Below are 22,742 nucleotides of genomic sequence, written 5' to 3' on the forward strand. Positions count from 1 at the left end.
TAATAAAGTAACATTTAATATAAAAATTGTAGTTTTTCTAACATACTGGGGTGTTAATAATGAGATATGCATTTGCTAAAAGGGTACGGCATTTACAATCATCCGCTGTACGAGATATTTTAAAGGTTGTGGGGAAGGGGAATGTCATTTCATTCGCAGGGGGAATGCCTGACGATGAATTATTTCCTTTAGATGGCGTTCGTGAAGCCTTCGAGAATACATTCGCAACAGGCAAAAAGCCATTGCAATACATTGAAACGGAAGGGTACTTACCACTTCGAGAGGTTTTAGTGGAACGGATGGGACGTAAGGGGATTACAAATTATGATGCTAGTGAAATCCTTCTTACAACTGGGTCCCAACAGGCAATCGATTTATTTTCGAGAGTCATGTTCAACAAAGGGGATATTATTTTAACAGAAAACCCTACCTATTTAGCTGCATTACAGGTTTTTGAATCGTATGAAGCTAACATCATTCCAGTTGATTCTGATGAAGACGGAATGCTAGCAGATGACCTTGAAAGAAAAATCAAGAAATATAAACCGAAATGTATTTACGTAGTCCCTACGTTTTCCAATCCAGCAGGTAAGGTCTGGTCTATGGAACGAAGACGTCACTTAATTCAGTTAGCACATAAGTACCATGTTATGATTTTTGAAGATGATCCATACGGTGACATTCAATTTAATATGGAAGAAACATATACACCAATAGCCGCATTAGATGATGGGACACATGTACTATATACAAGTACATTTTCAAAAACCGTTGTTCCAGCCCTGCGAACAGGGTGGATTGCTGGTCCACACCAAATAATTCGGATTATGTCTCAAGCAAAGCAAGCAAACGATCTTCATTCAAATTCACTGTCACAACAAGCGTTGTATCATATGTGTCAGGATTTTGATTTAGATGGGCATATTGAAAAGCTAAGAACAGTCTATCAATCTCGTATGGAAATCATGCTAGAAGAATTAGAAAAGGCTGATTTACCAGGTCTTTCTTATGTGGTTCCAAAAGGTGGCATGTTCTTTTGGATTCAATTAGATGAGAGGATTGATACGTCAGAGCTTCTTAATGTAGCTGTAAAAAAGGGAGTTGCTTTCGTTCCAGGTGCACCATTCTATGTTGGTAAGGATGTGCAAAAGAATGCTCTACGTCTAAACTTTACTCACGCTACACCAGAAAAGCTTAGAAAAGGAATGGGGTTATTAACCTCTGTTATTAAAGAGCATTATTTAGAGGTTTAAATTAGTTTATCTATCAGATGATGATAGATTAGGAAGCTAGATCATTATTTGAAAAAAATAGGGAAGGCTGTCACAGGAGGAATGTAGTATGTCTCTTAGTGACAGCCTCTTTTTGTGATCTAAAAAAGAGTCTAATAGTCTAATCACTATATGTTCCATCGAATGAGCAGGAATGCACATACTTATTATGAAAAAATCTAATGAAAATTAATAGAGTTCTTCCTTAACGGAAACTACTGATTATATCTTCTAGAGTAGTAATAGTAGTTAATAAGCTGAGGGATTTAAGAGTGGCTTCATGAGCTTCGATGGAATCAGTAGAACAACAATCTTCTACCACATAAACATGGTAGCCTTCGTCAGATGCAATTCTAGCAGATGTTTCTACAACTATGTTTGTTGCAACTCCTAAAATAATAATGTTTTCAGTACCATTTTCTTTGATGACAGTCGATAATTCAGTGTTCTCATAAGGACCTACTCGTTGATGTGAGATAACTACTTCATTTTTTAATGGTTTAACCTCTTCTAAAATCTCTGCACCTTTCGTATTTTTTCTGAGGGCGTTTGTTTGCTTTACCATTGCTAATAATGGGGAGTTAGGGTTTAAATCAGAATAATCATGCTCAAAACAGACTGTAGCATGAATTACTGGAACATTACATAACCGAGCAGAGTTAATCAATTTTGCACTTTTTTTCACTACTTCTCGTTCTTCTGCTTGGTCTGCGAAAAAATCAGCAAATTTCCCGTCTTTTGACACAATATCGTGCTGCATATGAAGTGACAACAGAATTGTTTTTGATGGATCTATCCTCTGTTCCATGATAACCTCCATTCTTAATAGGGTAGTGCATTGTGAGTTAATTTTCATGTACCTAACCTGCCACATATGACCAAAATGATTAGACTTACCTTTCTTAATCCCCCCTTTTAATCATTTTAAAAAACGAATAAACGGCTTACAAAAAATACAAAATTTCTCTCTATCTCCATATACTCTCACTTGGATTCTAACGGACACATGGAATAAAATCAATATTATTTTTATATTCTGAAAATTTAATATATCGTTATGTGTTTACCTGTTCACATTTAAGAAAATTTCATATACTATTTTCACTATAGGAAAATGATTTGTTCCGTTGATCTTATGGAGTTAGATTAACACTATTTGGAAACGAACATTTTTATTGGTAGTTTAAAAATTTCCCACTTGTGGAATCGATCCTTAGAAAAATTGACGTGACTTTCTATTAAAATTCTAGTATACTATTTTTAAAATTCCATGTGTTGAGGACGAATGTACTCATTGTGAATACAGGTTTAAGGAAGGAAGTAAATACTAATGAAGGTAGTTAAATTTGGTGGTAGTTCAGTTGCAAGTGCAGAGCAATTTAATAAGGTAGCAAATATTATTTTATCAGATTCTGAACGTAGAGTTGTTGTCGTTTCTGCACCTGGTAAGCGAAATGATCAAGATATTAAGACAACAGATTTACTTATTAGTCTTGCAAAAACGGTCACCTCTACTGGTTATGATGAAGAATCTCTTGAAAAGGTTGTTCAGCGATATGAGGATATTACCTCAGAGCTCCTTTTAGATAAAAGTTTAATAAATCAAATCCGTGAAAACTTACTTCAGATTATTGAATCGTATAAAGATAATGAAGATCGTTTAATGGATGGATTAAAAGCAAGCGGAGAAGATAACAATGCTAAGCTGATGGCAGAGTATTTAAATAAACTTGGTCACGAAGCACATTATGTTTCCCCAAAGGAAGCTGGGATGATGGTTACGGATCAGCCTGGGAAGGCACGGATATTACCTGAAGCATATGATCGACTTTCTCAATTAAGAGAAAGAAGCGGGATTTTAGTTATACCTGGATTCTTTGGATATTCTAATAAAGGACATGTTGTTACATTCCCTCGTGGTGGTTCAGACATTACTGGCTCTATTGTTGCGGCGGGAGTAGAAGCAACGGAATATGAAAACTTCACAGATGTTGATTCCATTTATAGTGTTAATCCGAAGCTAATAGATCATCCAAACGAAATCAAAGAACTAACGTATCGTGAAATGAGAGAGCTTGCCTATTCAGGATTTTCTGTTTTTCATGATGAAGCACTTCAACCTGTTGTTCGTAAGAAAATTCCTGTTGTTGTGAAAAATACGAATCACCCAGAAGCACCTGGAACGAGAATTGTGGCAGAACGTGAAATTAATGGGTATCCTGTTGTAGGGATTGCTAGTGACGAAGGATTTTGTAGTATTAACATAACGAAATATTTAATGAACCGAGAGATTGGTTTTGGTAGGCACTTACTTGAAATTTTAGAAGATGAAAATATTTCCTTTGAGCATACTCCATCTGGAATAGATAATATTTCTGTCATTGTACGGCAACATCACCTGGAAAATGGCAAGGAAGAGAGAGTTCTTCATCGAATTCGGACGGAACTATTAGTGGATGACGTTCAAGTGGAACGGGATCTCGCCATGGTTATGGTTGTAGGTGAAGGGATGGCTAAAACAGTAGGCATAGCATCAAAGGCTACTACTGCCTTAGGGGAAGCAGAGGTTAACATAAAAATGATTAACCAAGGCTCTTCTGAGGTAAGCATGATGTTTGGAGTAGAGTCCTATAAAGTAGATCTTGCTGTAAAAAACCTCTATCATGCCTTTTTCACAAAATAAGGTACAAGAGCAGAGATCTATTTTGAAGAACTGATCTCATATATATAATAGTTCCTCACAATGGGTGAGGGCTATTTTTTTTCTACAGAATGGGATGCAAAGTTTGAAAAATAGATTTAGTTGTGAATTATATAAGTAAAAAGGAAAAACGTCGGATTAAAGCTTTCTTACAAAATATCAGCGGGAGATTTTTTTTATAGTAAAAGAAAGGGGAAGATATACATGTATAAAAAAATAGGATTAGCAGCTTTAACGTTAGGTATGATAGTAGCATTAATATTGATTTTATCAAATGAACTGAATTGGAATCAATCTACACTGCAAACGGAAGAGAATGAGAATAATGCCCAACAAAACGATGATGATGTTGATAGAACGGGATATGGTCAAAGAGAAGATGATAATCACAACGATGAAACTGATGATAATAAGGAAAACCATAAAAATGGGTCCAAAGAAAATGAAGATCCTGTTCCTGAGCCTGATGCGGTAGAAGTGTTGACTGACTATAGAAATACGACAGAATCAATTTTCGAAAGTAGGGACGAGGATCTACGTATTCCAGATATTGATTCTAAACGAGATATGGTAGAGCATGTAAACTCAGTTATGTCTGTTGAATTGGGGAGGTTGTTTGCTGAAACTTATTTTGAAGAAAGGGATGATGGGTTATATGTCATTCCTAAGGATGGATTGACTTATTTAGCAGAAAATGAACCTTATGAGGTAGAAAAGGTTAGTGAGACAGAATATCATGTGATTCAAGAACGGGATACGCCTATGCTAGGACATATTAATATGATTTATCATTTAGCTTACGATGGGGAGAACTGGGTAGTCGACTCCATTGATAGTGAGGATTTAAGCTAGTACAAAGTTATGTCTTAGGTATAATACTATTATCTGAAAGAAGTCAATATGGTACAGTTTGATATTTTAAATGTTTACTTTAATACTATTTTTTATTATATTTTCCTTTTTCACCAGCACCTTCTCTAATCACTTATCAGAAAAAGAAAAAAGTATAAAACAATGCATAGGGAAGCTCCCTATGCATTGAAAGAACGGCACGTCAACAAGACGTTTGTAATTGTAGATTTCATTTCCACTCATACGGTGTTTGCTGGTATACATAATAGTTTAACCAGTTTGAAAAAAGTAAGTGGGCATGTGAACGCCAACGGTTAATAGGTTTTTCCTCTGGGTTATTATTTGGAAAGTAATAGGATGGCACTTCCACATTTAGTCCCCTAGTACAATCCCTTATATATTCTTCAGCAAGGGTTGTAGTATCGTATTCTAAATGGCCAGTTGCAAAAATATGTTTTCTATCCTTTGACATCATTAAAAATGGGCCAGCTTCCGCAGAATATGCAAGGAGTGTTAAATCCTCTGCATTTTCAATTTCCTCGATTGAAACGTCCGTATACCTTGAATGGGGAGCAATGAATTCATCATCAAACCCTCTAAGCAGTTCAATACCTTGCTTTGCAATGATCCTATGACTAAAGATACCTGAACACTTTTGCTCCAATGCAAATTTATCAATTCCATAGTGATGATACAAAGCAGCTTGAGCACCCCAACAAATATGAAGGGTTGAAGTGACATTTTCTTCCGCCCAATCCATAATTTTCGTGATTTCTTCCCAATAGTCCACTTCTTCAAAACGAAAATGCTCGATAGGTGCTCCAGTAATAATCATACCATCAAATTTTTGGTATTTAATGCTATCAAAATCAGTATAAAAATCTTTCAGGTGAGAACTACTTACGTTTTTTGGCTCATAAGATGTTGTCCGTAAAAATGTAATATTAACCTGTAATGGTGAGTTTCCTAATAGTCGCAGTAATTGGGCCTCTGTTTTTTCCTTTTCCGGCATTAGGTTCAATATTACTATATTTAACGGACGGATATCTTGTTGAATTGCTCGTTCATCGTCCATGATAAAAATATTTTCTTGTTCTAAAATTTCTCTTGTAGGTAAACGCTTAGGTATTTTAATAGGCAATGGTACATCCCTCAATTATTAGAATTTTTTGATAAACATAATTATAACAGTTGTATAGAATAGTTCAATATTTATGATTCAATTAGGTAAATTCCATTATTTACCTTTCTCTAGTAGCTATGGATTATTCGTTATGGAATTAGTTACGAGACAATACAGGTAACCAATAATAAAATACTTCTGTATCCGAAATAAATTTATTGATTATTGTAATAAACCCTTCTATAATCCTACTATACGCATACATACGAAGGGGGAAAATCTTTGATTCGTCGTTTTCTTTCATATTATATACCACATAAAAAATTATTCGCTGCAGATTTTAGCTGTGCCATTTTGGTAGCTATATTAGAATTAGCATTTCCGTTAGCTGTTCAATGGTTTGTTGATTCCTTACTTCGTACTGGAGATTGGTCTACAATCGTTTTAGTAGGAATTGGACTGTTTATCATATACGGTATTAGTACATTTTTACAATATGTCGTTCATTATTGGGGACACAAGCTAGGGATCAATATTGAAACAGACATGCGAGAAGAGTTATTTGAACACACTCAAAAGCAATCTTTCCGTTATTTTGATAATACGAAAACAGGACATATTATGAGTCGCTTTACAAACGATTTGTTTGATATTGGGGAATTAGCTCATCATGGTCCAGAAGATATGTTTATCGCCATTATGACGTTCATCGGTGCTTTTTGGATTATGTTCACGATTAATGTAAAACTTGCACTGGTTATTCTTTGTATTGTTCCAATATTAGTTGGACTAATTGTATTCTGTAATTTACAAATGAACAAGGCATGGAAGCAAATGTTTCGTGATATTGCTGATGTAAACGCCCGTGTGGAAGATAGTGTTTCAGGTGTCCGTGTCGTTCAGTCCTTTACGAATGAAAGATTTGAGATTTCTAGATTTAATAAGCAAAACAAAAAGTTCCGTACTGCAAAAATCCTTTCTTATAAAGTAATGGCTTTTAGTTTATCTAGTATTTATATGTTAACACGCTTTATTACACTTGCGGTCCTCATTTATGGTGCGTGGCTAACCTTCACTGGACAACTTTCTGAAGGGGCACTAGTTGCATTTATTTTATACGTCAATGTTTTATTAAAACCGATAGATAAAATTAGTGCATTAATGGAGCTCTATCCAAAGGGAATGGCTGGCTTTAAGCGTTTTACAGAAATGATCGATACAGAGCCAGAGGTAAAAAACAAGGAAGGGGCAATCCATGTATCGTCCCTACGTGGTGACATCAAGCTTGAGAATGTAAGCTTTCAGTACGAAAGCAATAAGACTGTCTTAAATGGAATCGATCTTCAAATCAATGCAGGTGAAACAGTGGCATTTGTAGGTCCTTCAGGAGCTGGAAAAACAACAATTTGCTCCTTAATTCCAAGGTTTTACGATGTGAATGAGGGGTCAGTGTCTATTGATGGTATGGATATTCGTCATATGACAAAAGAATCATTGCGTTCTCAAATAGGCATTGTTCAGCAGGATGTATTTTTATTTACGGGGACGCTGCGAGAAAATATTGCCTATGGTATGCTCGGAGCTACAGACGAGGAAATTCATGAAGCTGCTCGACGTGCCCATTTAGAGGGCTTCATTCAATCCTTACCTGATGGCTATGAAACACAAATTGGAGAACGGGGCTTGAAGCTTTCAGGAGGTCAAAAACAACGAATTGCTATTGCACGGATGTTCTTGAAAAATCCCCCAATACTTATTTTAGACGAAGCAACTTCTGCCCTCGATACTGAAACAGAAATGATTATTCAACAAGCACTTTCTGACCTTGCGAAAAACCGGACGACTCTCGTTATTGCCCACAGATTAGCTACCATACGAAACGCTGATCAAATTGTTGTCGTAACGGAGAATGGCATAGCCGAAAAAGGAACTCATGATGAGTTAATTAACAAGGGAGGAATATTTGCAAACCTCCATCGTGTACAGTATCAAAGATAAAAAAGTAAGGCGTTATCTATAAAAAGGAAGCTGACCAGATCAATGGTGTAGCTTCCTTTTTTAAAGAAAGTATAAAATTTTCACTCTACGTAAGTTCTAGGAGACAGGATGTGCTTTTCTTATAAGGATATGAACGAAAAATCTTAGTATTTGTACAAATAAAAATTAAAGGAACTTATTTTATCTGAAAAATCTAAAAATATATCCAGGAATTGTGATACTATTTAATTATGTTTACAAAGCAATGATTAACTTTATGTATTTGTTAGAATTTAATTATTTTAAACGGCCTAGGAGTATCAACTTCGAATGAAATGAATAAGATTTTATTGCTTGTAGAAAGGAGATAGTTTAATGGTGAAAAACGAAAATATTCAAATTAGAGATCCATTTATTTTTCCAAATAAAAAAGAACAGAAATATTATTTGTTTGGTAGCACGGACAAAAATATTTGGGGTCCGGGAACAGGTTTTGATGTTTACATAGGAGAAGACCTTGAAAATTGGAACGGGCCATACCCAGTTTTTCGTCCAGATGAAGACTTCTACTCCAACAAAAACTTCTGGGCTCCTGAGGTTCATGAGTACAAAGGAAGATATTATATGTTTGCTACCTTTTTGCGAAAAGATAATGAACGGAGAGGAACAGCGATACTCGTTTCTGATAGTCTTTTAGGTCCCTTTCAACCACATAGTAATGGACCAGTTACTCCAAAAGAATGGTTTTCACTAGATGGAACATTATTTATTGATGATGAAGGATTACCATGGATGGTATTTTGTCATGAATGGGTGCAGGTAGAGGATGGTCAAGTGTGTGCAATAAGGCTAACAGAGGATTTAAAGGAAGCAATTGGAGAGCCAATTATTTTGTTCAGTGCCTCAGAAGCTCCGTGGACAACACCATTAAAACGACCGAAAGATACTTCAGATCATAATTACGTCACTGATGGAACATATATGTTCAGAGAATCGAATGGTGAATTATTAATGCTCTGGGCAAGTTTTAAAAATAACCAGTACGCACAAGGGATTTCTCGATCTGTATCACGGAAAATAACAGGGCCATGGGTACATGATGAAACTCCGATTTATCAAAATGATGGAGGACATGGGATGATATTTGATACCTTTGAGGGGAAATTACTACTAACGCTACATGCTCCTAATAAAACTCCAGAGGAACGTCCATTATTTATACCTGTCGATGAGAAAAATGGTAGCATTAAAGTGTTAAGCTGATAGATAACTAGTGGGACGGGTTTGGTTAATCAAAAAAAATGGCTAAGTTCAACTGAGCCATTTTTTTGGTATAAAATCCAGTTTTGTATTAATACCCTTTCTGAAAATCAACAACGTTGATGGGGAGTTTCTCTCCTCGTACATAGCTTTTCAGATTTGGAATAAAAATATCGTTTATGAGTCTTTCGTTATAATACTCCGTTGCACCTGCAGTATGGGGAGTGATAATAACATTGTCCATCTCCCATAGGGGGCTATCCTCACTTAATGGCTCCTGTTCAAACACATCAAGTCCTACTCCACCAATTATATCGTTCTGAAGAGCTTCTATGAGCTCCTTCTCAACAATTATATCACCACGGCCAATGTTAACTAAAAATGCACTATTCTTCATTAACTGGAATTGCTCCTTACCAAAAAGACGATAGGTATCCTTAGTAAGTGGTAAAGTAATGACAACATAATCGCACTGGGGGAGGACTAGGTTTAACTCTTCTGTCGTATACATTTCATCTACATTGTTTTCTTCTTTATATGAATGGCGTACTCCCAGTACTTTCATTCCAAAGGCTTGAGCTATTTTAGCAGTTTCTTTTCCGATTGCACCAACCCCGATAATACCGATGGTTTTACGATGGAGCTCAAGCTTTAATCCGGCATTCTCCCATGTTTTTGTCTGCTGGTTTTTTACATAAGTATGAATTTTTCGTGTTAATGCAAGGAGTAAGGCAAAAATGGTTTCTGAAATAGGAAAAGCATGGACCCCATTTGCACTAGTAATAGAGATTTTTTTACTTGAAAAAGCTTGCAGCGGGACACTGTTGACACCAGCACTCCAAGTCTGGAGCCATTGAAGCTTTGAATCCTTCTCCATGCATTCTGACACAATTTCTTTCGTCCAGCCTGCAATAATTTCAGCTTCCGACAGTATATGTTCCCAGGCCTTTGGATCTTTACTAACAACAACTTCCCAGTCTGGTATGATTTCATTAATATTATTAAGAAGTGTGTCATTTAAGTTTCTAGTAATAATAAGTTTCCTTTTTGTCATAGGTAGCTCCCCAATCAGAGTAAGAATGATTAATTCTATTCTAACAGAAACAATGCCATCACATTTAGATGAAAACATTTTAAAAATAAGGAGAAAATAATCTCCTTGTTAATAAATTTTTGAGTATATGACAAAGGATATAAAAACTGTTGAAATCATGAGGGCACTTAAAATACTTAGTAATTCTTGAGCTGTTAAATAGAATAACTGAAGTTCAAGTGACACCATGAAAAAAATAAAGTAAGCAAACAATGCAATAAAAGAGATGCCTATTCCTTTCTGCTTAATTAATTTACTTCTTTCATCATTTTGTCTAAATTGAGGTGAGAGATAACCTAAACAGACCCCCATTATTCCCATTCCTAGTAAATACAAATGTTGGTTGGGGTTTTCTTCAACGAAAAAAGCGAGAATGAATATAAAACCCGTTAATAATAAGAAAAAAACACCACCTATGAAGAATATATAACGTTCCATATGACATCCCCTTCTCATTTAATTTTTGTCCTCAACTTCTAAAATAAAAATATCTTCAACGTGACTGTGAAATTTTTGTGCAATTTGTATGGCTAAAGGCAAAGAAGGATTGTATTTTCCTTTTTCAATAGAAATGATTGTTTGTCTTGAAACACCTAATTCAATGGCTAATCGATCTTGAGAGTATCCATACTTTTTTCTTAGCTCTGCTACATTATTTTTCACAGAGTTTCACCTCCAATGTACACCTACTAGTTTAGTGTAAAGGAAACTTTACGTCAATGTTCCTTTACATTTTGTGTGTGCTAGTACATTGAACCAAGTCTAATCGAACCATGTACACAAAAATGAAGTTAATTATTGTTCAAACAACTCTTAGTGGATTCGTGAAGGGAATGCTCGTCGCTGGAGTCACTGCCTTCCACTCCTGAACCGTTGTATTTTTAGGGTAGACTCCAATGCAAGTGATAATTTGCACCATGGAGGATGAAAAAATATAAAACCAATTGGAATGAGTGGAATCCCACGAGACTCCAGTGGGAAAAGCAACAGGTGAAGACCCGCCACTTCGCCACATAAGTGCGAAGGGTGGAGGCTGAGGCGTTGCCCACAGAAAGCGAAGTGGGGTGGAACGAATGATTAACCTGACCTTTATTTGCTAATACTATTAATTTTGATAACAGCTATTTTCAGGGGAGCCAATTAAACTATAAGTACATAAAGTTTGGTAAAATATAGCTTAAATAGATGATCAATTGATTCATTAAACTCTAAGAATGATTAATTTTAAATGCAGAAAGTTTAAAGGGTGGAAAGCTATAAAGAGGAAGGTGTAAATAATGTTAAATGACATTTTAAGAGAAACGGAACCGAAAGTTCTTGAAATTTTTGAACATCTTCACGAAAATCCAGAAGTCAGCTGGAAGGAGTATCAAACTTCTAAATATATAGTTGAGCTACTAAAAGAAATAGGTTTAAGAGTAACCACCTTTCCAAACCATACAGGGATACTTGCTGAGATGGGAGAAGGCTCACCTGTGGTTGCTCTTCGTGCTGATATGGATGCTCTATGGCAGGAGGTAAACGGTATTTTTCAAGGGAACCATTCCTGTGGCCATGATGCCCATATGGCTATGGTAATTGGAGTAGCCATTGTATTAAAAAAACTACCGGAATTTAATAAAGGAACAGTCCGGTTTATCTTTCAGCCAGCAGAAGAAAAAGGGACTGGTGCATTGAGAATGATAGAAGAAGGGATAGTAGATGATGTAGATTTCCTCTATGGTGTTCATCTACGTCCTGTTCAAGAATTGCAAGATGGAGAAGCAACCCCAGCGTTATATCATGGAGCTGCTTGTTTTATTGACGGGAAAATTTCTAGTAGCGACACTCATGGTGCACGACCACATCTTGGAACAAATGCCATCGATGTAGGAGCAAGAATAGTTAATATGTTAAATGGTATACACCTGAATCCAATGGAATCATTTTCTGCAAAGATGACCTCTTTTCATGCAGGTGGTGAAAGCGCGAATATTATTCCAGGATCCGCAACATTTAGTCTCGATTTGCGATCTCAAAAAAATAATGTAATGGAACAGCTCATACGAAAAGTAACTAATATTATAGAGAACAGTCAAGATTATTTTCAGGTGTCCATTCATTTAGAGACGAAGGCGGAGGTAGCAGCTGCAGAAGTAGATAATGATGCAAAGGTAATAGTAAAAGCTGCAATACTCGAAGCTTATGGAGAAGGAGGAAAGTTAAGACCCCCGTTAGTAACAACAGGGGGCGATGATTTTCATTTCTATACTATTAAATGCCCTAACATAAAAGCTACAATGCTTGGTCTTGGTTGTGGATTAACGCCAGGCTTACATCATCCTGATATGACGTTTAATAAAAAAGAATTAATTAATGGTGTTCATATATTAACTTTAGCTATTATGAAAACAATCCGTCAACGAAGCTCCTGCTTTTATGATTGATCGCTTGAAGTTGCTGCAACTTCAAAGGATTCATTATTTTTTATTTTAGGAAACTGAATAGAGAATTTTGATCCTTTCTGAAGCTCACTTGTTATATGTAAGGTTCCGTTCATACTTTCTATTATGCGAAACACTGACATCATACCAAGTCCTGTTCCTTTTTTTCCTTTCGTTGTAAAATAAGGTTCTCCAAGTCTATTAAGATGTTCCTCTGTCATACCAATACCAGTATCAGAAATCGAGATCACAACCTGATCATAGAATTCCTTGGATTCGATTTCTAATGTGCCTCCATTGGGCATTGCTTCAATACAATTCTTTTTTATATTTAATAAGCATTGTTGGAACAATTGTTTTTCTCCGTAAATAAAGGATGTGTTGATATTTGTTTTTATTGATACAGAGTTCATATTTGCAAGAGGTGTAATAACATCAAGTGACCTTGATAACTCTTGATTCACGTCTAATAGTTCCGTTTTAATTGAATTAGGCTTAGCGAAGGATAAATAATCTTTAATGATGTTATTTGCACGATCAATTTCTTCTATTGAAATCTTTAAATATTCGTCTCTTTTCTCCTTCGTTAAGTCAACTTGACTCATTAATTGTAGAAATCCTCGAACAACCGTTAAGGGATTTCGGACCTCATGAGATATGGAAGAGGCTAATTGACTTACTAAATCCATCTTCTCTGTACGGATTTTTAACCGGGACGTCTCATTCATAATTTCTGTTATGTAAATAATAAGGAGTACTGTAATTGATAGACTTATCATATAAGTAAAACCTAAATATAGCATAGCTTCATTAATATACCAGCCTATAAAAGCTACTGTTAACATACTAGTAACGATTGAATAGCCAGTTCCAATGATAAGCTTCTTGATTTTTGATGAATATGTAAATTTTTTAAATAAAATAATTAAAAAAGCAAAATGCATAGAAGCTATAAGGACGTTTAGAATTATCCCATCTCCACCAAAGAAAATACGGTAGGTAACAGTAACAATCCAAATGGATATGGAGGCTGGAATTCCTCCATAGAGTCCTCCTATTATTGTTGCTACATACCTTAAATCAAATATTTTACCGCCAGTCTCTATGACAGGGAAAGATATACAACTAATAATTGCTAAATTAACAGAGATGAGCATAAAAAATTTTTTCTTTTTATTAGATGTGTTGCACTGTTCTAAAATTAATGGAATAAATAGTAGAAAGAATAATAAAATTAATATATTTAGTAGTAGAGCTTGAATATCAAATTCCATTGAAGTACACCTCATCCCAATTCTTCTACAGAAATTTCAATTGTCTACACCAATAATAATATACTATTCCAAAAATAAAAAGGTTAAAAATAGGTTAAAAATGATTATAAAAAAACAATATATTAATACTTTTTCGTCTGTTTCTTAATTACTTTCCAACTGAATTTTCACGAGTTACACCTGTGGGGAAAATAATAGATCCATAGAAAAGTCCCATATAGAATAATGGTATTTAGTTTGGCTTTTGTCACTACTGGTTATTATAGATATATAAGAAAAATTACGAATGTACTCAATTAAATAAAATTTGTTTTGAAATATGTTTAAATGTTTAGTATAATATTAATAATTACAAAAATTCAGAATATACTGAAAATACACCGATGGAGAGTGCCTGTACAAACGGAAATAAGCTTTGTATAAATTCATGAGGTGAGGGGAGGGTTAACAATGAGAGAAGAAATAAAGTTAACAGAGGAGCTAAGTGTTGTAACATTTCCTTATACCGATTACATTTCATGTGTTGAAGTATTTAAAAATGGTAAGTCTATGACTGTTTTTTGCTCGGATCGTCATTACATTGATGAGTGTAGAGAAAGCGAAGACAGCTTTATGAGTCTTGTAAATGAATTTATGAAAAGCTAATAATACGGTGAATGAATAATGATGATAAAAAGCAGCATTCTCAGCAATGCTGTTTTTTTTGTTCTTAGTTAAAAGAGTAAATTAATTCTTTATCGTAAAATATAATGTAAGGACAAACGTATTAAGAGGCTGGTGTTGTAAAAATGACCTATGTTTTATTGTTAATTGGATTTATTTTACTAATAAAAGGAGCTAACTATTTTGTAAGTGGATCCACCAAAATAGCAAGTTTACTTCAAGTCCCGCCTATCTTAGTTGGGTTAACCATTGTTGCTTTTGGTACAGGTGCCCCAGAGGCTACAGTGAGTATTATTGCGGCCCTTGAAGGGAATACAGAGGTTACGATAGGAAATGTTGTTGGAAGTAATATGATTAATACGGCATTCATTATTGGTTTAACTGCTTTTATTTTTCCTTTAAAAGTAGAGAGTCAAACGATAAGAAAAGAAATTCCATTCATGTTTTTAGCCACAATTGTACTATATGTTGTCATGAGTGATATGAATTTACAGTTTTTTACTGATAACACGATAAGTCGTAGTGATGGAATAATTTTTCTGTTGTTTTTTTCTATTTTTTTATATTACATATTTGAATTGGCAAGAAATAGCCGTGATAAAACTCTGGAGGTTCGTGTTAAAACAACAAATCGAGAATGGGGAAAAAATATATTATTAACTGTTGGAGGCTTAACAGCCATCATATTAGGTGGCTATTTTGTAGTTAACAGTAGTACGACAATTGCGTATATGATGGGAATGAGTGAAACGTTAGTTGGTTTAACTATCGTTGCAATCGGTTCATCGCTTCCAGAATTAATTACATCCATCATGGCTGCTTTAAAAAAACAAAGCGAAATTGCCTTAGGTAATATAGTTGGAAGTAACATATTTAATATATTATTCGTTCTCGGAGTGTCCTCTGTTATAACTCCTTTACCAGTAAATAATGCCATTTTTCTAGACGTCCTTGTCATGATTTTATTAACTGTTGCATTATTAATTTTCTCAAGAACAAATTATCATGTAGGGAAGTATGAAGGTATCACGTTAGTTCTAGTGTATGTTGCTTATTTTGTTTATATCGTGCTTAGAAATTAATTATAGATAATTTTTTTCGTTTATAGAAGTTTCCAAAAGGGTAAATAGTATGGCATGAAAATATGCTTGATTTATAAAACAATAATATTGCTATTTGTAGAGAGGAGAGGTTTCAATGAAAGTATTTGTTGTAGGTGCAAATGGCCAGATTGGTAAACAACTTGTTCAATTATTACAGGATAGTGATAAACACTCTGTAAGAGCAATGGCAAGATCAGAAGAGCAAGTAAATGCCTTTGTGGAAGAGGGGGTAGAATCTGTATTAGCTAATTTAGAAGGACCAGTGGACGAAATTGCTTCAGCAGCTCAAGGTTGCGATGCGGTTGTTTTTACAGCTGGGTCTGGTGGAAAAACAGGAGCAGATAAAACGTTATTAGTTGATTTAGATGGTGCAGCTAAATCAATAGAGGCAGCAAAGGAAGTAGGGATTGATCGTTTTATTATGGTTAGTGCTATTCAGGCTCATAATAGACAGAATTGGAATGAAGCTATTCCACATTATTATGTAGCTAAACATTATGCAGATAGAGTGTTGATGGACAGTGGATTAAACTATACGATTGTCAGACCAGGTGGCTTGAAGAACGAACCAGGAACAGGAAAAGTATCTATTGCAGAAAATCTTGAACGAGATTCTATTAGTCGTGAGGATGTCGCGAAAGTATTATTTGCTATACTAGACAAAGAAGGTACGTTTAATCGTTCATTTGATCTTACTAAAGGGGAATTGTCCATTGATGAGGCGTTAAACTCTTTATAATTAGGATCTGTGAATCCTTCATGTTTTTTTGTTACTCGTTGCTCCGAATATACCTATGGTGATTGCACTTTAAATCTATCCCTTTTCATTGACGGGTTTACATAAGAAGTGCAAGAAAATACAGACAAATTCACAAGTAAAATCACAGTATAATTCTCCTATTAAAACGGCACGAAGAATCTTCATGCCGTTCTTTTCATATTTGCTTAAAGTTACTTTAAGAAGGAATTTTCGGGCTTCATTGATCCTTTTTTGAATAGTCCTATCAGTAAAATAATGATACCAATAATTCCAACAATAAACTCAAAAATATAGAATTCACCATCTATCAACAAACGTCTTAAAAATAATCCACCGAAAATAATCGTAGTAATAAGCCCAAGAAGAAATAGCGAATACTTCAAGTTATTCCCCATCCTTTCTACAACTTCCTAAATTAAACTCCACGTATAGCGACACAACGGCAGTGGCAGACAGTTATACTAATGCTTCGTTTGTTTAATAACAAAAAAACTGTTTCCTCGACTCCTTGTGGCGATAGCGAGGTAGGATGGTACTAATGATTAACCTGATCTTTATTTGTTAATACCAGTAATTTTTGATAGCAGCTATTTTACGGGTAGACCACCCATGCAAGTGTAGATTTGCACCATGGGGGATGAAAATATTCATACACAGTAATCACATCTTATGAATTTGTAACTTTGCAGTCGTCTAGTTTGATCCTATTATACTACAAATTGCATAAACACTGCTTGCAGTCACAGAGGAAATGTCCAGCGTTCCTGCAAAGGGTGAAAAAGAGGTTTGCAGGAACAGGGGGAGTAGCCAGCGTTCCTGCAAAGAGAGAAAAAGAGATTTGCAGGAACAGAGGGAGTAGCCAGCGTTCCTGCAAAGAGAGAAAAAGAGATTTGCAGGAACAGAGGGAGTAGCCAGCGTTCCTGCAAAGGGTGAAAAAGAGGTTTGCAGTCACAGAGGAAATGTCCAGCGTTCCTGCAAAGAGAGAAAAAGAGGTTTGCAGTCACAGAGGAAATGTCCAGCGTTCCTGCAAAGAGAGAAAAAGAGGTTTGCAGGAACAGAGGGAGTAGCCAGCGTTCCTGCAAAGAGAGAAAAAGAGGTTTGCAGGAACAGGGGGAGTAGCCAGCGTTCCTGCAAAGGGAGCAAAGGGTTAGTGAAAAGCTTCTTAGCTACCGCATTTCTTGATTTTCCTGCTTTTGGTAGGCAAGCCGTTTCTAGAATGCCGCATTTGCTTATTTTCCTGCTTTCCGGGCTTCTAAAACGCTTCAATTTTCGAGGCTAGACTACAATGCATATATTCTTGCACCACGGGAGATGAAAATATTCTATCTAACGGCTTCTATCAACCCGCATTTCAGCTTTTCCACCATTTGCGGTAACATAGAGGACTTCTATCATCTCGTATCTATGTTTTTCCACCGTTTGCAGTAACAATTACTGCTGAACTAATCTATTTTCAGGGTAGACTCCCATGCAAGAAAAACTTGCACCATGGAAGATGAAAATTACACATCTTGGGAGGTTCATCCGTTTCTTGCGAATCAATTACACCTAAGATCAGCCCACGTCCTGTGGGCAACGGTGTAATGTCGTCGTCCTGACTCCCGTGGGGCACGGCCTCAACTACCAAGCACTTACTCGGTAAGTGCTTGGGGATTTTCGGACTCGTGCTGATCCCACTGGAGTCGTCACCTTTCACACCTGAACCGTTGCTATTTTCAGGGTAGACTCCCATGCAAGAAAAACTTGCACCATGAGGTATGAAAATAATCATTTTTGTCAATACTTCAATTTGCTTTTATACCGCGTATTTTCAGGGTAGACTTCATTAAAAAAACTAGTTCCCTTAATCGGTTTAACGATAGGAGGGAACTAGTTTTAGTTTGAATTTACAATGCGTTATAGTTTAGAAAAATATATTAGCTTTCTACACCGAACCATCCTAGAATTACATCAAGTAAGCCTGTAGATGCTAGGAATACGATAAAGATTAAGACTGGTGCTACCCACTTTAAGACAAATACCCATGCGTTTCCAATTCCAGTGTTTCCAAAGTCAGATGCTTCGAGGGCATCTGCTTTCTTCCAACCCCAACCAATAAAGAGGGCAATGATTAACCCACCAAGTGGAAGGAAGATGTTAGACGCTAGGAAATCTGCAGCATCAAGGATTTCAAGCCCGAAGATACTAATATCATTTAATGGTCCATTTCCTAGAGAAGAAGGAATACCTAATACGAAAATAATTGCTCCAACAATGATTGCTGCTTTTTTACGTGTCCAATCAAACTTTCTAATGAAGTATGCTACAGCAACCTCTAGTAATGAAACTGCAGAAGATAGTGCAGCAGCTGAAAGTAGGAAGAAGAACAGTAAACCGAATACTTGACCAAATCCACCGATATTTTCAAAAATACCTGGTAATGTAACAAATACTAGACCAGGACCTGAATCAGGAGCAATTCCGAATGCGAATACAGCTGGGAAGATCATTAAACCAGCAATAATTGCGAAAGCAGTGTCTAATGTTGCAACACTTACTGCTGCACCCGGTAAGCTTTCTTTTTTCGATAAATAACTACCATACGTAATAAGGGCACCCATACCTAAACTTAAGGAGAAAAATGCTTGCCCTAATGCAGCTAAATAAACTTCACCATTTGTTAAGGCACTCCAGTCAGGAGTAAATAAGAAGGATAATGCTTCAGAAGCGCCACCAAGAGTCATACTGTAAATGGAAAGTCCAATAACTAATATTGCTAGTAGAGGCATTAAAATCCGATTTGATTTTTCAATACCTTTCTTTACACCAACATATACAATACCAACAGTCATAGCCATGAATAGGAATTGCCAGAAAAGTGGTTGGATAGGACTTGAAATAAATTCTCCAAAGAATCCACCGTAACCATCTGCATGTGTTGTTCTAAAGCCTCCAATTAAGTATTGGATAAAGTAAAATACTGACCAACCTGCGATAACAGCATAGAAGGATAAAATAATAAATGCCGATGCTACCCCTAAAATACCTGCAACAACCCAAGGCTTTCCTGGTGCAAGCTTGTTAAACGACCCAACAACATCACTTTGAGCCTTTCTACCGATTGTGAACTCAGCCATTAATATAGGAATACCGATAAGAATAATACATAGAACGTAAATTAATAAAAAGGCTGCTCCACCATTTTCCCCAGTAACATAAGAGAAACGCCAAATGTTACCAAGACCTACTGCAGAACCCATCGCCGCTAGAATAAAGCCTAAGCGTGTGTTCCATTGTTCACGATTTGTGTCTAATTGATTCAAACCAATGCCCTCCTTTAGCGCGTTAAAATAGTATAGATATATAATAGTTAATATATCATATATTTTCAGATATTTCTGTCTTTTTATAAAAAAATGTGACATTTTTTTAAAAAAGTTGATTATAGTATAGATCTTTAACAAGATTAGTCTGAAAACATAGAATAATATTAATTTTTAATTTAGTAAATGTCAATAAAAGTCGATTAATTTCTTATATTCCAATATTTTATATTTACATTTCTATCCAAATTCAAGGGTGAGTTTTGGCGAGAATTTAGTAGGAAGTGGGTTCATATACAACGCAACGAATGGCCTAAATAAAATTCAAGCTTTGTTCATAAATAGTAGTTATAAAAACTTGATATTAAAACTTAGTAATAAATATTCATAGTCACAAGTTATATACCTTTTTTTGTCCAATCTCCCCATAAAAGAAGTAAGATGAGGTCAAAGGATTATAATTATTTACTAAGTAGAAGAAGGTAAATCGTAATAATTGAAGGGTAAATAAAAATATGAGATGTTAGCTGTAAAGAGAATGCCCTTGGAGAATTGTTATTTTGGAAGGATGGTGTAACTTACATGTTTGAGAGATTATTTGGAGGTAGATGTTACTTCTGCAAAAACAAAGCGAAAAAACCTACAAAGTACATTGATGATCAAGGAAGTGAAATTAAGGTTTGTTTCAAATGTGTAGAATATGCTGAAAGAAGAGCATACCGAAGAGCCTAATGCTCTTTGGTAATTCTCTACGCCAATAAGTACCTCCACATCTTATTTGAAAATGCAGCCATTCGTAAAATATCCCACATTGTGAGGTAATGGTTTTATTAGTATACTAATGGAATAAAGAATACTATACATAATGAAAGAAATCAGTAAGGGGATGTAAAAATATGATTGATTTAACAGGGAAAAAGGCATTTGTAACAGGTGGAGGAACAGGCATTGGACGTGAGATTGCCCTAATGTTAGGAGAAGCTGGAGCAGATGTGGTTGTTCATTATGGGAAAAATAAAGCTGGAGCAGAAGAGGTTGTTGAAAAAATAAAAGGGTTTGGATCAAATGCTTTTGCTGTTCAAGGAAATGTTCTCATTAAGGATGAAATTGTATCTTTTATGAAGGACGTATCACAATTCTATAACGGAGAATTAGATATATTAGTAAATAACGCAGGAGATAAGGTTTCACGAACACCAATTGAAGAAATGTCAGAGGAGCATTGGCATAAGGTTATGGATGTAAATGTAACAAGCACGTTCTTAGTAACTCAACAAGCAATCCCGTTAATGAAAGAAAAGGGAGGAAAAATGATTAATATGTCTTCCCTTGCAGGGTACGATGGGGGAGGTCCTGGAGCAGCTGCTTACGCGGCTTCCAAAGCTGCAATTGCAACTTTCTCAAAAGGTTTAGCGAAAGAGTTAGCTCCATATAAAATCAATGTAAATACTGTAGCTCCTGGATTAATAGGTGATACGCCATTTCATGATCGTTTTACTACAGATGAGTCGCGAATGAATACAGTGAAGACGATTCCTCTGAAAAGAGAAGGAACTCCTTTTGATGTGGCTGGAGCTGTCTTATATTTAGCTTCTAATTTGTCAGACTTCTTAACAGGTGAAACAATTGATATAAACGGTGGAGTAAATATGCGATAGTGTTTTTCAATCTAAAGTTTCTCTTACAGATCTAGAACCATTCAACATGACTAGAGATACATATAAATCATTATGTAAAAGGAAGAGGGGAAATACGTTGAAAACGATTGAATTAGCAGTAATACCTGGTGATGGAATAGGAAAAGAAATTATGCCTCATGCATTAAATGTATTGGATGCTGTAGCTGAAGTTCATGGAGGAATTCAGTTCAAAAAGAAAGAATACCCGTGGAGTTGTGAATATTATTTAGAGCACGGGGAAATGATGCCTGCAAATGGCTTAGATCAGCTATCTCAAAGTGATGCTGTTTTTCTAGGGGCAGTTGGTAATCCAGAACTAGTTCCTGATCATGTATCTCTTTGGGGGCTTCTTATTAAAATTAGACGAGGTTTTCAGCAATCCTTGAATGTCCGTTATGCCAAACAATTACGAGGTATAAACCCAACAATTACTAATGCAAATGGTTTTGATCTCGTTGTGATCCGCGAAAATAGTGAAGGTGAATATAGTGAAATTGGGGGCCGCATTCACAGTGGGGATGATGAGATAGTCATTCAAAATGCTGTATTTACTCGGAAGGCAACAGAAAGAGCTATTCGTTACGCTTTTGAATTAGCGAAAAAAAGACGGAATCATGTTACTAGTGCAACGAAATCCAATGGAATTGTTTACTCTATGCCATTTTGGGACGAGGTATTTAAGGAAACAGCAAAAGATTATGTAGATGTAGATACGAGGTCTACTCATATTGATGCTCTATCTGCCTTTTTAGTCACTCGCCCCGCTGATTTTGATGTTATCGTTGCAAGTAATTTATTTGGGGACATTTTGACAGATATAAGTGCTGCGGTAATGGGAAGCATCGGTATTGGTCCAGCCGCTAACCTGAATGTAGAAGGGACCTTCCCATCTATGTTTGAACCAGTTCATGGTTCAGCTCCTGATATTTTTGGTCAAGGAATTGCCAATCCAATTGGGCAAATTTGGACAGGTAAAATGATGCTTGATCATTTTGATGAAACAGAGCTAGGAACAAAGCTTATTGAAATAGTGGAAGATGTTACGGAATTAGGAATAAAGACACCAGATGTTGGTGGAAAAGCATCAACTTCTGAAGTGAGTAATGCTATTATTGATCGAGTTAAAAAGCTTAAATAATCTGAATTGATTAAAAATAAAAGGTTGGTAAAACTATTTTACAGTAGTTTTATCAACTTTTTTTATTTAAATGAAGATATTTATTCTTTTGGGGGATTCTTGGGAAATAGGGCTAAAATTTTG

21 protein-coding genes are annotated in these 22,742 nt (G+C 35.7%); 13 read left to right on the forward strand and 8 right to left on the reverse strand.

Annotated features, from left to right (window positions below):
* Positions 1-59: 59 nt before the first annotated feature.
* The gene (locus QA612_RS01755) at positions 60-1,253 is read left to right on the forward strand and encodes an aminotransferase-like domain-containing protein (RefSeq protein ID WP_278282008.1); all 1,194 of its coding nucleotides are present in this window, start codon (positions 60-62) and stop codon (positions 1,251-1,253) included.
* Positions 1,254-1,476: 223 nt separating this feature from the next.
* Here the strand turns inward: QA612_RS01755 and QA612_RS01760 are convergent, their stop codons facing one another.
* Complete coding sequence (locus QA612_RS01760; protein ID WP_278282009.1) at positions 1,477-2,079, reverse strand: cysteine hydrolase family protein; 603 nt, start codon at positions 2,077-2,079, stop codon at positions 1,477-1,479.
* A gap of 522 nt (positions 2,080-2,601) precedes the next feature.
* On the opposite strand from QA612_RS01760, the gene QA612_RS01765 reads away from it, so the two are divergent.
* On the forward strand, positions 2,602-3,954 hold the full coding sequence (locus tag QA612_RS01765) for an aspartate kinase (protein WP_278282010.1): 1,353 nt from the start codon (positions 2,602-2,604) through the stop codon (positions 3,952-3,954).
* Between the two features lie 222 nt (positions 3,955-4,176).
* Positions 4,177-4,824: a hypothetical protein gene (locus tag QA612_RS01770; RefSeq protein ID WP_278282011.1), complete on the forward strand. Its 648-nt coding sequence runs from the start codon at positions 4,177-4,179 to the stop codon at positions 4,822-4,824.
* Between the two features lie 229 nt (positions 4,825-5,053).
* Here the strand turns inward: QA612_RS01770 and metA are convergent, their stop codons facing one another.
* Positions 5,054-5,965, reverse strand: a complete 912-nt coding sequence (gene metA, locus QA612_RS01775; RefSeq protein WP_278282012.1) for a homoserine O-acetyltransferase MetA — start codon at positions 5,963-5,965, stop codon at positions 5,054-5,056.
* A 264-nt stretch (positions 5,966-6,229) separates the two neighbouring features.
* Between metA and QA612_RS01780 the strand changes: the two genes are divergently transcribed.
* Complete coding sequence (locus tag QA612_RS01780) at positions 6,230-7,945, forward strand: ABC transporter ATP-binding protein (RefSeq protein ID WP_278282013.1); 1,716 nt, start codon at positions 6,230-6,232, stop codon at positions 7,943-7,945.
* A 354-nt stretch (positions 7,946-8,299) separates the two neighbouring features.
* Entirely contained in the window at positions 8,300-9,187 is an 888-nt protein-coding gene (locus QA612_RS01785) for a glycoside hydrolase family 43 protein (protein ID WP_278282014.1), read from the forward strand.
* Positions 9,188-9,275: 88 nt separating this feature from the next.
* Here the strand turns inward: QA612_RS01785 and QA612_RS01790 are convergent, their stop codons facing one another.
* The 3 genes from QA612_RS01790 to QA612_RS01800 form a co-directional block, all read right to left on the reverse strand.
* Positions 9,276-10,238, reverse strand: a complete 963-nt coding sequence (locus QA612_RS01790) for a D-2-hydroxyacid dehydrogenase (protein ID WP_278282015.1) — start codon at positions 10,236-10,238, stop codon at positions 9,276-9,278.
* Positions 10,239-10,346: 108 nt separating this feature from the next.
* Positions 10,347-10,715, reverse strand: coding sequence for a permease (locus QA612_RS01795; RefSeq protein WP_278282016.1), 369 nt, complete (start codon positions 10,713-10,715; stop codon positions 10,347-10,349).
* A gap of 18 nt (positions 10,716-10,733) precedes the next feature.
* Positions 10,734-10,940 carry a helix-turn-helix transcriptional regulator gene (locus QA612_RS01800; RefSeq protein ID WP_278282018.1) on the reverse strand — a complete coding sequence of 69 codons (207 nt, stop codon included), beginning with the start codon at positions 10,938-10,940 and terminating at the stop codon, positions 10,734-10,736.
* Positions 10,941-11,554: 614 nt separating this feature from the next.
* Between QA612_RS01800 and QA612_RS01805 the strand changes: the two genes are divergently transcribed.
* Positions 11,555-12,703: a M20 peptidase aminoacylase family protein gene (locus QA612_RS01805; protein ID WP_278282019.1), complete on the forward strand. Its 1,149-nt coding sequence runs from the start codon at positions 11,555-11,557 to the stop codon at positions 12,701-12,703.
* Here QA612_RS01805 and QA612_RS01810 read toward each other — a convergent pair.
* Entirely contained in the window at positions 12,694-13,974 is a 1,281-nt protein-coding gene (locus QA612_RS01810; protein WP_278282020.1) for a sensor histidine kinase, read from the reverse strand. The two genes, QA612_RS01805 and QA612_RS01810, sit on opposite strands and share 10 nt — an antisense overlap.
* Before the next feature lie 450 nt (positions 13,975-14,424).
* On the opposite strand from QA612_RS01810, the gene QA612_RS01815 reads away from it, so the two are divergent.
* From QA612_RS01815 to QA612_RS01825, 3 genes are all read left to right on the forward strand, one after another.
* Entirely contained in the window at positions 14,425-14,619 is a 195-nt protein-coding gene (locus QA612_RS01815) for a hypothetical protein (RefSeq protein ID WP_278282021.1), read from the forward strand.
* Positions 14,620-14,762: 143 nt separating this feature from the next.
* Positions 14,763-15,719 carry a calcium/sodium antiporter gene (locus QA612_RS01820; protein ID WP_278282022.1) on the forward strand — a complete coding sequence of 319 codons (957 nt, stop codon included), beginning with the start codon at positions 14,763-14,765 and terminating at the stop codon, positions 15,717-15,719.
* A 115-nt stretch (positions 15,720-15,834) separates the two neighbouring features.
* A complete protein-coding gene (locus tag QA612_RS01825) occupies positions 15,835-16,479 on the forward strand; it encodes an SDR family oxidoreductase (RefSeq protein WP_278282023.1) in 645 nt (214 codons plus the stop codon).
* Positions 16,480-16,691: 212 nt separating this feature from the next.
* Here QA612_RS01825 and QA612_RS01830 read toward each other — a convergent pair whose 3' ends face one another.
* Complete coding sequence (locus QA612_RS01830; protein WP_278282024.1) at positions 16,692-16,883, reverse strand: hypothetical protein; 192 nt, start codon at positions 16,881-16,883, stop codon at positions 16,692-16,694.
* A 390-nt stretch (positions 16,884-17,273) separates the two neighbouring features.
* Between QA612_RS01830 and QA612_RS01835 the strand changes: the two genes are divergently transcribed.
* Positions 17,274-17,411 (forward strand): hypothetical protein, encoded by a 138-nt coding sequence (locus QA612_RS01835; protein ID WP_278282025.1) that lies wholly within the window; start codon positions 17,274-17,276, stop codon positions 17,409-17,411.
* A gap of 31 nt (positions 17,412-17,442) precedes the next feature.
* The gene (locus QA612_RS01840) at positions 17,443-17,619 is read left to right on the forward strand and encodes a hypothetical protein (protein WP_278282026.1); all 177 of its coding nucleotides are present in this window, start codon (positions 17,443-17,445) and stop codon (positions 17,617-17,619) included.
* Between the two features lie 797 nt (positions 17,620-18,416).
* On the opposite strand, the gene QA612_RS01845 is transcribed toward QA612_RS01840, so the two are convergent.
* A complete protein-coding gene (locus tag QA612_RS01845; protein ID WP_278282027.1) occupies positions 18,417-19,802 on the reverse strand; it encodes a sodium-dependent transporter in 1,386 nt (461 codons plus the stop codon).
* 896 nt (positions 19,803-20,698) lie between these two features.
* Here QA612_RS01845 and QA612_RS01850 point away from each other — a divergent pair.
* Together QA612_RS01850 and QA612_RS01855 are read left to right on the forward strand one after the other, a co-directional pair.
* Complete coding sequence (locus QA612_RS01850) at positions 20,699-21,460, forward strand: SDR family NAD(P)-dependent oxidoreductase (RefSeq protein WP_278282028.1); 762 nt, start codon at positions 20,699-20,701, stop codon at positions 21,458-21,460.
* Between the two features lie 97 nt (positions 21,461-21,557).
* Positions 21,558-22,619, forward strand: coding sequence for a tartrate dehydrogenase (locus QA612_RS01855; protein ID WP_278282029.1), 1,062 nt, complete (start codon positions 21,558-21,560; stop codon positions 22,617-22,619).
* Positions 22,620-22,742 lie beyond the last annotated feature (123 nt).

Origin of the sequence: Evansella sp. AB-P1, assembly GCF_029688925.1 — a bacterium.
Classification (GTDB): Bacteria; Bacillota; Bacilli; order Bacillales; family Salisediminibacteriaceae; genus Evansella.